Origin of the sequence: Streptomyces sp. NPDC004134 (genome assembly GCF_042874195.1) — a bacterium.
Taxonomy (GTDB): Bacteria; Actinomycetota; Actinomycetes; order Streptomycetales; family Streptomycetaceae; genus Streptomyces.
Genome location: NZ_JBIAMS010000003.1, coordinates 144,659 through 156,284 on the forward strand (window position 1 = coordinate 144,659; position 11,626 = coordinate 156,284).

Annotated in this window: 10 protein-coding genes; 9 read left to right on the top strand and 1 reads right to left on the bottom strand. The window is 74.3% G+C overall.

Annotation, left to right across the window (positions count from 1 at the left end; translation table 11 throughout):
- Window positions 1-75 precede the first annotated feature (75 nt).
- The 7 genes from ACFYVJ_RS05845 to ACFYVJ_RS05875 all read left to right on the top strand — a co-directional run bounded on the left by ACFYVJ_RS05845 (window position 76) and on the right by ACFYVJ_RS05875 (window position 7,720).
- A complete protein-coding gene (locus tag ACFYVJ_RS05845; RefSeq protein ID WP_388886957.1) occupies window positions 76-2,193 on the top strand; it encodes an alpha-galactosidase in 2,118 nt (705 codons plus the stop codon).
- A 102-nt stretch (window positions 2,194-2,295) separates the two neighbouring features.
- Window positions 2,296-2,958, top strand: a complete 663-nt coding sequence (locus ACFYVJ_RS05850) for a phosphoribosyltransferase (RefSeq protein WP_388886959.1) — start codon at window positions 2,296-2,298, stop codon at window positions 2,956-2,958.
- A gap of 166 nt (window positions 2,959-3,124) precedes the next feature.
- The gene (locus ACFYVJ_RS05855) at window positions 3,125-4,798 is read left to right on the top strand and encodes an ATP-binding protein (protein ID WP_388886961.1); all 1,674 of its coding nucleotides are present in this window, start codon (window positions 3,125-3,127) and stop codon (window positions 4,796-4,798) included.
- A gap of 19 nt (window positions 4,799-4,817) precedes the next feature.
- On the top strand, window positions 4,818-5,204 hold the full coding sequence (locus ACFYVJ_RS05860) for a roadblock/LC7 domain-containing protein (protein ID WP_047020624.1): 387 nt from the start codon (window positions 4,818-4,820) through the stop codon (window positions 5,202-5,204).
- Window positions 5,201-5,554, top strand: coding sequence for a DUF742 domain-containing protein (locus tag ACFYVJ_RS05865; RefSeq protein WP_047019353.1), 354 nt, complete (start codon window positions 5,201-5,203; stop codon window positions 5,552-5,554). The genes ACFYVJ_RS05860 and ACFYVJ_RS05865 overlap by 4 nt, the downstream gene beginning before the upstream one ends.
- Window positions 5,535-6,155 carry an ATP/GTP-binding protein gene (locus ACFYVJ_RS05870; RefSeq protein WP_388886963.1) on the top strand — a complete coding sequence of 207 codons (621 nt, stop codon included), beginning with the start codon at window positions 5,535-5,537 and terminating at the stop codon, window positions 6,153-6,155. Before ACFYVJ_RS05865 ends, ACFYVJ_RS05870 begins: the two co-directional genes overlap by 20 nt.
- Window positions 6,156-6,271: 116 nt before the next feature.
- Window positions 6,272-7,720, top strand: a complete 1,449-nt coding sequence (locus ACFYVJ_RS05875; RefSeq protein ID WP_388887351.1) for a cytochrome P450 — start codon at window positions 6,272-6,274, stop codon at window positions 7,718-7,720.
- A gap of 21 nt (window positions 7,721-7,741) precedes the next feature.
- Here ACFYVJ_RS05875 and ACFYVJ_RS05880 read toward each other — a convergent pair whose 3' ends face one another.
- Window positions 7,742-8,749 carry a hypothetical protein gene (locus ACFYVJ_RS05880; protein WP_388886965.1) on the bottom strand — a complete coding sequence of 336 codons (1,008 nt, stop codon included), beginning with the start codon at window positions 8,747-8,749 and terminating at the stop codon, window positions 7,742-7,744.
- Window positions 8,750-9,059: 310 nt separating this feature from the next.
- On the opposite strand from ACFYVJ_RS05880, the gene ACFYVJ_RS05885 reads away from it, so the two are divergent.
- Together ACFYVJ_RS05885 and ACFYVJ_RS05890 are read left to right on the top strand one after the other, a co-directional pair.
- Window positions 9,060-10,664 (top strand): alkaline phosphatase D family protein, encoded by a 1,605-nt coding sequence (locus ACFYVJ_RS05885; protein ID WP_388886966.1) that lies wholly within the window; start codon window positions 9,060-9,062, stop codon window positions 10,662-10,664.
- A gap of 105 nt (window positions 10,665-10,769) precedes the next feature.
- Window positions 10,770-11,618 (top strand): GNAT family N-acetyltransferase, encoded by an 849-nt coding sequence (locus tag ACFYVJ_RS05890; protein WP_388886968.1) that lies wholly within the window; start codon window positions 10,770-10,772, stop codon window positions 11,616-11,618.
- Window positions 11,619-11,626 lie beyond the last annotated feature (8 nt).

The window sequence follows — 11,626 nt, forward strand, 5'->3', positions numbered from 1 at the left end:
TACGACAAACACACGCTGGACAAGGATCCCCCCGGCTGCGATGTTGTGTATCTCTGTTGAGTTATGGGAGATGAGATGGTCGAGGTCGGTGGGAACGGTCGGATCTGGCTGCTGTCGGGCCCGCACAGCAGCTACGCACTGCGGCTGAACCGGCGCGACGAGTTGCTGCACCTCCACTGGGGACCGCGGCTCACCCTCGCCGACGCCGAGGCGCTGGCCGCGGAACCCGCGCCGCGCTTCCGCTCCTTCGAATCGCGCCTCGACGGCCGCGAGGAGTACCCCGTCGGGGGCGGCCCCCGCTTCGTGCGGCCCGCGCTCGCCGTACGCGCCGCGGACGGCGCCGGCGGCCGCGGCACCGAGTGGGAGTTCCGCGGCGCCGAGACCGGGGGCGACGTGCTGCGGCTCACGTTCCACGACTCCGTGCACCGCCTCGCCGTCACCCTGCACTACCGCATGCGCGCCGGCGCCGACGTGCTGGAGCGCTGGGCCACCGCCGTCCACGAGGGCGGCGCGGGCGACCCCGCGCTGGAGCTGCTGCGGCTCGACTCCGCGGCGTGGACCCTGCCCCGCGCCGACCGCCGCCGCCTCTCCCACCTGCACGGCCGCTGGGCCGCCGAGAGCCTACTCGCCCGCGCGGAGCTGACCCCCGGCGAGACCGTCATCGGCAGCCGCCGCGGCCACACCTCGCACCGCCACCTGCCCTGGATCGCCCTGGACGACGGCACCGCGGGCGAGGAGCACGGCGAGGTCTACGGCTGCGCGCTGGCCTGGTCGGGGTCCTGGCGCATCGCCGTGCAGCAGCTCGACGACGGCGTGGTGCAGGCCGTCGGCGGCGCCGGGCACGACGACTCGGGACTGGTCCGGCTCGCGCCCGGGGAGTCGTACACCGCGCCCGTCTTCGCCGGCCTCTACACGGACGGCGGCTTCGGGGCCGCCTCCCGCGCCTGGCATGCCTGGCAGCTCGCGCACGTCGTACCGGACGCGCACATCCCCCGGCCCGTCCTCTACAACTCGTGGGAGGCGACCAAGTTCGACGTCGAGCTGGAGCACCAGCGCGAGCTGGCCCGGCGGGCCGCGGCGATGGGCGTGGAGCTGTTCGTCGTCGACGACGGCTGGTTCGGCGCCCGTACGCACGCGAAGGCCGGCCTCGGCGACTGGACGCCCAACCCCGACCGCTTCCCCGAGGGGCTGAAGCCGCTCGCCGACGAAGTCCACGCCCTCGGCATGCACTTCGGCATCTGGGTCGAGCCGGAGATGGTCAACCCCGACAGCGACCTCTACCGCGCCCACCCCGACTGGGTGCACCACCGGCCGGGCCGCCGGCGCACCGAGTTCCGCCACCAGCTCGTGCTGGACCTCGGCCGCCCCGAGGTCAGGACGTATCTGTGGGAGCAGCTCGACGAGCTGCTGCGCTCCGCGCCCATCGACTACGTCAAGTGGGACTTCAACCGCTCCCTCACCGAGCCGGGCGCGCACACCGACCCCTCGGTGGCGCACGTGCAGGGGCTGTACGACCTGCTCGACCGGCTGCGCGCCGCGCATCCGCACGTCGCCTTCGAGTCCTGCTCGGGCGGCGGCGGCCGGATCGACCTCGGCATCCTGTCCCGTACGGACCAGGTGTGGACCTCCGACAACACCGACCCGCTCGACCGGCTGCCCATCCAGCACGGCATCGGCCAGATCCACCCCGCCCGGGTCACGGCCGCCTGGGTCACCGACAGCCCCAACGAGCAGATGCAGGACCGCGTCAGCAGCTTGCGCTACCGCTTCGTCAGCGCCATGGCGGGCGTACTCGGCGTCGGCGGCGACCTCGCCCGCTGGAGCGGCGAGGAGCTGGCCGAGGCCGGGCGCTGGGTGGAGCTGTACAAGCGGATCCGCCCCGCCGTGCAGCTCGGCCGGCTCTACCGGCTGCGGGAGCCGCAGGAGGGCCTGAGCGCGGTGCAGTACGTCCTCGGCGACGACCCGGAGCGGGCCGACGAGGTGGTCGTCCTGGCCTGGCTGCAGGCGCAGCGCTACAACGAGTCGCCGCCGCCGCTGCGCCTCGCCGCGGTGGACCCGGCCGCGGAGTACGAAGTGCTGGCCGGCGGCGATCCGGGGGAGCTGCTGCGGGGCGGGGTGCTCGCGCACCGGGGGCTGCACACCGGGCTGCACGGCGACCTCGACGCCACGGTGGTGCACCTGCGCCGCCGCTGACGGGCGGGGGTCCTTACCCCCGGAGCGTACGCGCGAGGTGCGTGATGCCCCGGGCCGTCGCACAATGTGACGTGACCGGGGGGACCCCGACAGAGCGGGACCATGCGCTTCCACGACCGTAGCGAGGCCGGCCGCGCGCTCGCCCGGCGGCTGCGGGACGGCCGGCCCGAGGCCGGCGCCGCGCCCGCCGCCGGCGCCCCGCGCGGCGCCGTGGTGCTCGCGCTGCCGCGCGGCGGCGTGCCCGTCGCGTACGAGGTCGCCCGCGCCCTCGGCGCCCCCCTCGACGTGCTCCTCGTCCGCAAGATCGGCCATCCGCACCACCCCGAGTACGGCCTCGGCGCGGTGGCGGGCGACGCCCCGCCGCTCTACGACCCCGCCGCACTCGCCGGGTCCGGGCTCACGGAGCGTGACCTCGCGGCGACCGCCAGGCGGGAGGGCGCCGAGCTGCGCCGCCGCGAGTCGCTCTACCGCGGCGGGCGGCCCGCACCCGCGCTCGCCGGCCGCTGGGCCGTCGTCGTGGACGACGGGCTCGCCACCGGCGCGACCGCCCGCGCGGCGCTGCGCGCGGCCCGGGCGGCGGGGCCGGCGCGGCTCACCCTCGCGGTGCCCGTGGCGTCGCCCGGCGGGCTCCGGGCCGTACGGGGCGAGGCGGACGACGTGACGTGCCTCTACGCGCCGGCGGACTTCGGTGCGGTCGGACTCTGGTACGACGAGTTCGAGCAGCTAACGGATGCCGATGTGCTCGAACTGCTCGGTACTGGCTGAAAAACGGTCGCGACCCGTTCGCTGAGTGATCGTCAACTAACGTGAGGTAGGCGTTGGTTGGACATGCTGAGAACCTATGCCAGCGGCAAGCGGAGCGCACTAAGCTGCTTGCGATGCTCAGCGTGATCGCTCGGCGTCACACAGTCGTTCGACCCTGAGGATGCTCATGGATCCAGCGGGACCCGCCACCGGCGGCCGGCGGACGGGAACCGTCCGCTGGTGGCTGATACCCACCGCCGTCGTGGTCGTGAGCACGGCCATCGCCCTGCTGCTCGTCTCCGCCGACGCGCGTACGCCCGTCGCCGTGTGCGGCGCGGCCGCCGCCCTCGTGGTCGCGTTCGCCGCCGCCGAGGCCGAGCGCCGCGGGCGGGCCGCAGGCGCGCCGTCCGCGGCACTGGCGGACCACGAGGCCGCGTGGGAGCGCCGGCTCGCCGCCCAGGAAGCCGAGATGATCCGGCTGGCGGGCCTGCTGCCGCAGGCCGTCGCGCGGCTGCAGCGGGGCGAGTACGCCGAGGACGTGCTCGCCGGCATAGAGGCGGAGAAGTCCCTGACCCCGCAGGTGCGCGCCGCCCACGCGGCCGCGCTGCGCTCCGTCGTCGAGGCGGTGCAGAACGCCGAGGACCTGCGCGTCTCCGCCGAGCGCGGCTTCGTCAACATCGCCCGCCGGGTGCAGGCCATCATCCACCAGCAGGCGCGCAGCCTGCGGGAGATGGAGGACCGGCACGGCCGGCGGCACGAGTTCTTCGCCGACCTGCTCAAGCTCGACCACGGCACCGCCCTGGTCGGCCGGCTCGCCGACAGCATCGCCGTGCTCGGCGGCGACCGCCCCGGACGCCAGTGGGGCAAGGCCATCGCGCTCTACAGCGTGCTGCGCGGCGGCATGTCCCGGATCATCGACTACCAGCGCGTCGAACTGCACCCCGTGGCCGAGGTCGCCGTCGTCGGCTCCGCCGTCGAGCCGCTGATCCACGCCGTCGCCGAACTCCTCGACAACGCCACCCGCTACTCGCCGCCGCACGCCAAGGTCCATCTCTCGGCCACCGAGGTGCAGTCGGGCGTCGCCATCGAGGACGGTGGCGTGGGCCTCAGCGAAGAGGCGCGCGAGCGCGCGGAGCACATGCTCGCCGAGGCCCAGGCCGGCATCGACCTCAACGACCTCGGCGAGACCCCGCGGCTCGGGCTCGCGGTCGTCGGCCGGCTGGCGCAGACGTACGACTTCCGCGTCTCGCTGCGCCCGTCCGCGTACGGCGGCGTCCGCGCGGTGCTCGTGGTGCCGCAGGTCCTGCTCACCACCACCCCCGCCACCGGCACCGCCCACGGCATCGGCGCCACCTCGGGACCGCGGCCGCTGCGCAACGCCACCCCGCCGCCGGCGGGGATCGAGGGCAGCGCCGACGCCCGCGCGGGACTCAGGCGCAGCAGGGACCGGGTGCGGCAGGCGGGCCCGCAGCCCTCGCCGCCCGCGCACGCGGAGCCGGTCGCCGGCAGCCTGCCGCAGCGCCGCCGCCGTACCCCGGTCGTGCCGCCCGCCGCCCCGGCGGCCGGGGGGCAGGCGTCCGGACGGCGTACGGCCACCGCGTACCCGGCCGGGACCGAGAACGGCGCCGCGGAGAGCCGCGGCGTCGAACCGGGCCTGTGGCTCGGCGACTTCACCCGCGGACTCGACGGCGAGCCGCAGGCCGGCGACGCGGGCGCGGCCGCGGAGCCGCAGGAGCCGGGCGGCAGCGCCCGCGGCGGGGACGAGACGGCCGGGTCCATACGCCCGGAACGCTCGGCCCGCCTCCGGCACGGCGACGGAGCACCGGAACCGTCGAATCCATCATCGGGCGAGGAGGACTGACGTGGCGCAGCGAGCGGACATGGACTGGATGCTCCGGGATCTGGCCGAGAGCGTCCCCGAGACCCGGCACGTCGTGGTCCTGTCCTCCGACGGGCTGCGGATGGCCCAGCACGGCACCGAGCCGGACACGGCCGACCGGCTCGCGGCCGCCTGCGCCGGGCTGCAGAGCCTGGCGAAGTCGATCGCCGGCGTCTTCCCGAACAGCAACGGCAAGATGCGGATGCTGGTCATCGAGGTCAGCGGCGGATTCTTCTATCTCATGGCCGCGGGTGCCGGAGCCTATCTGGCGGTCGCGGCCGACGAAGGAGTGGACGCGGGCCTCATGGGCCAGCGCATGCGCGATCTCGTCGCACGCATCGGGGCCCATCTGACAAGCCCACCGCGGAGCGACGGACAGGCCATATGAAGGAAGCGGACCACGAGTGGCACGACGACGGTCCCGAACGGCTTTACGTCATCACCGGCGGGCGCAGCGGCACCGCCGCCCAGGGCGCACTCGACCTGGTCACGCTCGTCATCTCCCGGACGCAGCCGGCGCCCGGGATGCAGCCCGAGCGCGCGGCCATCGTCCGGCTGTGCCGCGCGCCGCTTTCCGTCGCCGAGCTGACCGCCTATCTGCGCCTGCCCTTCAGCGCGGTGGCGGTGCTCGTCGCGGACCTGATGGCGGAGGGCGCGGTCGAGACCCGCTCCACCGTCCCGCCCGTGGCAGACCTGCGACTCCTCGAGGAAGTAATGGATGGACTCGAACAGCTTTGACGCCGTCGTGGGTCCGCGCAGCGAGGACCTCCTGCCCGACTCGGCGACGACGTCGGTCAAGGTCGTGGTGGTGGGCGGGTTCGGCGTCGGGAAGACGACCATGGTCGGTGCGGTCAGCGAGATCGACCCGATGACGACCGAGGAGACGATGACCCGGGCCGGCGAGGGTGTGGACCACCTCGTCGGCGTTCCGGACAAGAGCGAGACGACCGTCGCCATGGACTTCGGCCGGATCAGCCTCAACGAGCGGCTGGTGCTCTACCTGTTCGGCGCGCCCGGCCAGCAGCGCTTCTGGTTCCTGTGGCAGGGGCTCTTCGAAGGTGCGCTCGGGGCCGTGGTCCTGGTCGACACCCGTCGGCTCGAAGCCTGCTTCGACGTGCTGGGCCGGCTGGAGGAGGGCGCCGTGCCGTTCCTCGTCGCGGTCAACCGCTTCCCGGACGCCCCGTCCCACTCCCTCGACGAGATACGCGCGGCGCTCGACCTGCCCGCGCACGTACCGCTCATCACCTGCGACGCCCGCGATCAGGAGTCCTCCCGCAGCGTCCTGAAGTCCCTGGTGCGCTTCCTGCACTCCATCGCCCTGACCACGGAGGCGTCGTGACGACGGAATCCGACCCCGTACCGGCAGCAGACCCGCAGGAGCAGAGCGCCGGCCAGGCCGCGGCGCCCCCGCCCGGCTGCCCCGCGCACGCCGGCGGCGCCGGCGGCCCGGCCCGGATGCACGGCACCGAGGCCGCGTCGAACCCGTACGGGCTGTACGAGAAGCTGCGCGCCGAGCACGGCGCCGTCGCGCCCGTCCTCGTCCACGGCGACCTGCCCGCCTGGCTGGTCCTCGGCTACCGCGAGCTGCTGGACGTCACCCGCAACCCGACCCGCTTCTCCCGCGACTCGCGCAACTGGCGCTTCCTGCGGGACGGCCAGGTCGGCCCGGACAACCCGCTGCTGCCGCTGGTGACCTGGGTGCCGATGTGCTCCTTCGTCGACGGCTCCGAGCACCGGCGGCTGCGCTCCGCGGTCACCGACAGCATGAAGCGCTTCGACCGGCACGGCATCCGCCGCCACGTCACCCGCTTCTCCGGGCAGCTCGTCGACGAGTTCGCCGCCACCGGCCGGGCGGACCTGGTGGGCCAGTTCGCCGAGCACCTGCCGATGCTGGTGATGACGAAGGCGCTCGGCATGGCCGAGTCGTACGGCCCGCAACTGGTCGAGGCCGCCCGTGACATGGTCAAGGGCTCCGAGACGGCGATCGCGAGCAACGACTACATCGTGCAGACGCTGCGCGACCTGGTGGCGCGCAAGCAGGCGGCGCCCGGGCACGACTTCGCCTCCTGGCTGGTGGCCCACGATTCCGGCCTCCGCGACGACGAACTGGTCGAGCATCTGCGGCTGGTGCTGATCGCCGCGTACTCCACCACCGCGAACCTGATCGCGAACACCCTGCGCATGGTCCTCACCGACAGCCGCTTCCGCGGCAACCTGGCCGGCGGCCACATGACGCTGCCGGACGCGCTGGAGCAGGTGCTGTGGGACGAGCCGCCGTTCACCGCCGTCTACGGGCGGTACGCCACCGGCGACACGGAGCTGGCCGGGCAGCAGATCAAGGCGGGGGACCTGCTGATCCTGAGCCTGGCCGCGGGCAACCTCGACCCGGAGATCCGCCCGGACCTCGACGTGCCGGTGCACGGGAACCGCTCGCACCTGGCGTTCAGCGGCGGGCCGCACGAGTGCCCGGGCCAGGACATCGGCCGGGCCATCGCCGACACCGGGATCGACACGCTGCTGTCACGGCTGCCGGACCTGAGCCTGGCGGTCGAGGAGAAGGAGCTGAAGCACCGCACGTCGCTGCTCTCCCGCGAACTGGTCGAGCTGCCGGTGACCTTCACCCCGCCGGGCCCCGCCACGGGCGAGTTCCGGCGGGATCAGGTGCCCGCCGCTCCCGTGCCGGGTCCCGCGGCGCCGACCGCCGGGGCGCCGGCGCCGGTCGCTCAGGAGCCCGTACCGGCGGCGGTCGCGAGCGCGACCGACCGGGAGCCGGTGGCCCAGGCCGCCGCCCCCGGGCCCCGGGCCCGCCCCGACGGCCTTCCGGCGGGTGCGGGTACGGAGCCGGGCCGGCGGCGGCGGCCGTCGCTGTGGCGGACGCTGGTCGCGTGGTGGCGCGGGAACTGAGCCGCCGTCAGGGCCAGGGCCCTAACCGAGGTGCGGCTCTATGTACGCGGGTGCGCTGCCGACCCTCGTGGTGGCCACTTCCCGGTAGCGCGGCGACCAGCCGTGCCATTCGAGGCTGCCCGCGATCCATGAGCCGAGGCCGGTGAGCGAGTCCTCGACCACCGCCCACTCGTGGGGGTCGAGGCCGAAGAGCGGCTTCATGCCGCGTACGTCCTGGCAGGCGGACCTGAAGTCCTCGGTGCGCTGGCCGACCATGACGGCGGCCCGGTCGAGCGCCGCCTGCCAGGTGCCGCCTTCGAGGCGCCACAGCACGGCGGCCAGGTGGTCGTGGTCGCCGCGGGCGGTCTCCTTGTGCACCGAGTAGATGTCGTTGGTCCAGGAGATGACGTCGTTGGCGGCGTCCCGGACCGCCCGGTAGGCGTCGCTGGCGGCGACGGCGGCCGGGATCTCGGTGGAGTTCGCAGGCTCGATCAGGTCGAAGCTCATCTCGCAGCCGGAGTTGAGCCGCCGGCGCCGCGCGAAGTCGGCGAGCGACTGGCCGGCGATCCGGGCGGGTTCCGCGTGCGGCAGGATCGTGTACCACAGGAAGTCGCGATAGTGCGCGGCGAACCGCTCGCGCCAGGCGCGGGTGAAGGGCTTGGCCGTACGCTCCCACAGCTCGGCGAGCGCGGCGGCGAGGGGCCCGGTGGGCGCCGGCGCGTCGAGGTCGGGGTCGAGCTGGGCGCCCAGCTCCGCGGCCGTGTGCAGCCGCTGGGCGGGGGTGCGGGCCACGTGGCCCTCGTCGAGGTGGTCGTCGACGATCCAGTTGTAGACCTGCCATTCGGCGACCAGTTCGAGACGGTCGGCGCGGGGGTAGACGGCGGCGGCGAACCGGCCGAAGCCGGCGCGGTGGAAGTGGGTGACGGCGGAGCCGTCGCGGATCAGGTCGGCGTGGCGTGCCCAGGCGATGATGTGCTCGTCCAGACCGGCCGCCTCAGGGTGCAGACGAGCCGGAATCGGACACCAGATCGGCGGAAAAGTGACCTCCACTGGAGTTGTTTTGTGGGAAGTTACGCCACTCCTGTTCCTCTTGAGCGTCATGTTCTGTCTCCTCGGGACCGGGATTCGACAGTGACCTGCCGAACCTGCCCGCGTGCCTGCCTCCGGCAACCTGTTCGCATCTTCTTTGGCTATACCTACGACGGAATGCGCCGAGCAATATCGGACAGGGCGTGCCCGAGCCCGATCGCCGTTTGCCGGGATAGCCGCAACAGGTGCCCAACCGGGCCCGTGCGCCCCTATGTTGGGGCGGCCCCCCACGCGTCGCTCAGGACTCAGGCACCGCTCACTGGGAGGCCCCTTGTCTCGTTTCACCAGCACCCCGGGTTTCAGCCGCCGCCGTTTCCTCGCGCTCGGGTCAGGGTTCTCCCTGGCCGCCGCGCTGCCCGTCGCCGCCCTGTCCGCCGCTCCCGCCCGGGCCGAACCCCGCTTCCGCGACGACCCGTTCGCCCTCGGCATCGCCTCCGGCGACCCGGCGCCCGACGGCGCCGTGCTCTGGACCCGTCTGGCGCCTGAGCCGCTGGCCGCGGACGGCAGCGGCGGGATGCCCGGCTACAAGGTGCCCGTGAGCTGGCAGGTCGCCGAGGACCCGCAGTTCCGGCGGGTCCGGCGCGCCGGGGTGGAGTGGGCCGTACCCGAGCTGGGGCACTCCGTGCACGCCGAGGTCCGGGGGCTCGCGCCGGACCGGGAGTACTGGTACCGCTTCCGGTCAGGACGGCACCTCAGCGCCACCGGGCGCACCAGGACCGCCCCGGCAGCGGACGCCGCCATCGCCTCGATGGCCTTCGCCTTCGTCAGTTGCCAGAACTACCCCGACGGCCACTTCACCGCACTCCGCCACCTCGCGGGGGAGGACGTCGACGTCGTCGTCCACCTCGGCGACTACATCTACGAGGGCGGCGGCCAGGGCACCGTCGGCCGCGGCCACCTGCCCGCCCGCGAGATCCACTCGCTCGCCGACTACCGGGTGCGCTACGGCCAGTACAAGCTGGACCCCGGCCTCCAGGCGGAGCACGCCGCCCACCCGTGGATCGTGGTGCTCGACGACCACGAGGTCGACAACAACTGGGCCGACGGCCTCGACGGCGACGACGTCGGCGGCGCCGGGTTCGCGGCCCGGCGCGCCGCCGCCTTCCAGGCGTACTACGAGAACCTGCCGCTGCGCCGCTCCTCCCTGCCCGCAGGACCGCACATGCAGCTCTACCGCCGGCTGTCCTACGGCACCCTCGCCCAGTTCCACGTCGTCGACACCCGCCAGTTCCGCGACAACCAGGCGTGCGGCGACGGGCGGCAGTTCGACTGCGACGAGCGGCTGGACCCGGCGCGCACCATGCTCGGCGCCGAGCAGGAGGCGTGGCTGCTGGACGGGCTCACCCGGTCCCGTACCACCTGGGACGTGATGGCCAACCAGATCATGACCATGCAGGGCGACTCGGCCGAGGGCATCGAGCAGGCGTTCGGCATGGACACCTGGGACGGCTACGCCGCCGCGCGGCAGCGCCTCTTCGACGGCGTGGAGAAGCGCGGCATCGGCAACTTCGTCGTCGTCACCGGCGACGCCCACCGCAGCGTCGCCGCCGACCTCAAGCACGACTTCGACGACCCCGCCTCTGCCACCGTCGGCGTCGAGTTCCTCGGCACCTCCGTCTCCTCCGGCGGCAACGGCTCCGACCAGGACGAGTGGGGCCGCGTCTGGCTGCAGGAGAACCCGCACATGAAGTTCCACAACGTCCAGCGCGGCTACGGCGTCTGCGAGGTGACCCGGGAGAGCTGGCGCACCGACTACCGCGTCGTCCCGTACGTCTCCACCCCCGGCGCCCCGGTCACCACCCGCGCCCGGGTCCACGTGACGGCCGGCCGCCCCGGCATCCAGGAGGTCGAGCAGCCGTCCGTCCCGCAGCCCTGAGCCGGCGCCCGCAGCGCGCGGGACGGCCGCGCCGGTGCCGCCAACGCCGGGGCGTGGCACGGAAATGCGGGTGCTTTCGTGTGCGGGGGCGGTGCAGGGTGGGGCATGAGCTGGATCACGACGCACGACCTCGATGCCTTCACCGCCGCCGCGGGGCCCTGCCTGCGGGCGGAGCCCGCCGCGCACACCGTCCTGCTGACGGTGACCGCCTCGCTCGACGCCGCCGGCCTCGACCGGTACGGCGGCGGGACGCCCGAGTTCGGGTGGTGGCGGGCGCCGGACGGCCGGGTGGCCGGGGCGTATGTGGCCACCCCGCCGTATCCGCTCCTGCTGTCCCGGATGCCGGATGCCGCCGCCGTGGAACTGGCGGAGCTGCTGGCCGCCGGGCCGCTGCCGGTGTCCGGTGTGAACGCCGGGCAGGCGGCGGCCGAGGCGTTCGCCGGCGCCTGGACGGCGCGTACCGGCGCGGCGGGCACCGTGGAGGAGCGGCACCGGCTGTACCGGCTGGGGGAACTGGTGCCCCCGGACCCGGCGCCGCCCGGGCGGGCCAGGCCCGCCACCGAGGAGGACCGGGACCTGCTGGTCGCGTGGACCCGGGAGTTCGCCGCCGAGTCCGGCGGCGGCGCGGGCGACCCGGCCCGCGCCGTCGCCGACCGGCTCGCCTACGGCGGCGCGACGCTCTGGGAGGACGGCGGCCGGCCCGTGTCGTACGCCGGCCTCACCCGGACCGTCGCCGGCATGGCCCGCGTCGCGCCCGTCTACACCCCGCCGCCGCTGCGCCGCCGCGGCTACGCGGCCGCCGTCACCGCCGCCGTCAGCCGCGCGGCACCGGCCACCGGCGCCCTCGACGTGCTCCTCTTCACCGACCTCGCCAACCCCACCAGCAACGCGCTGTACCGGCGCCTCGGCTACGAGCCCGTGGAGGACCACGTCGTGATCTCCTTCGACGGCTGATCTGGTGT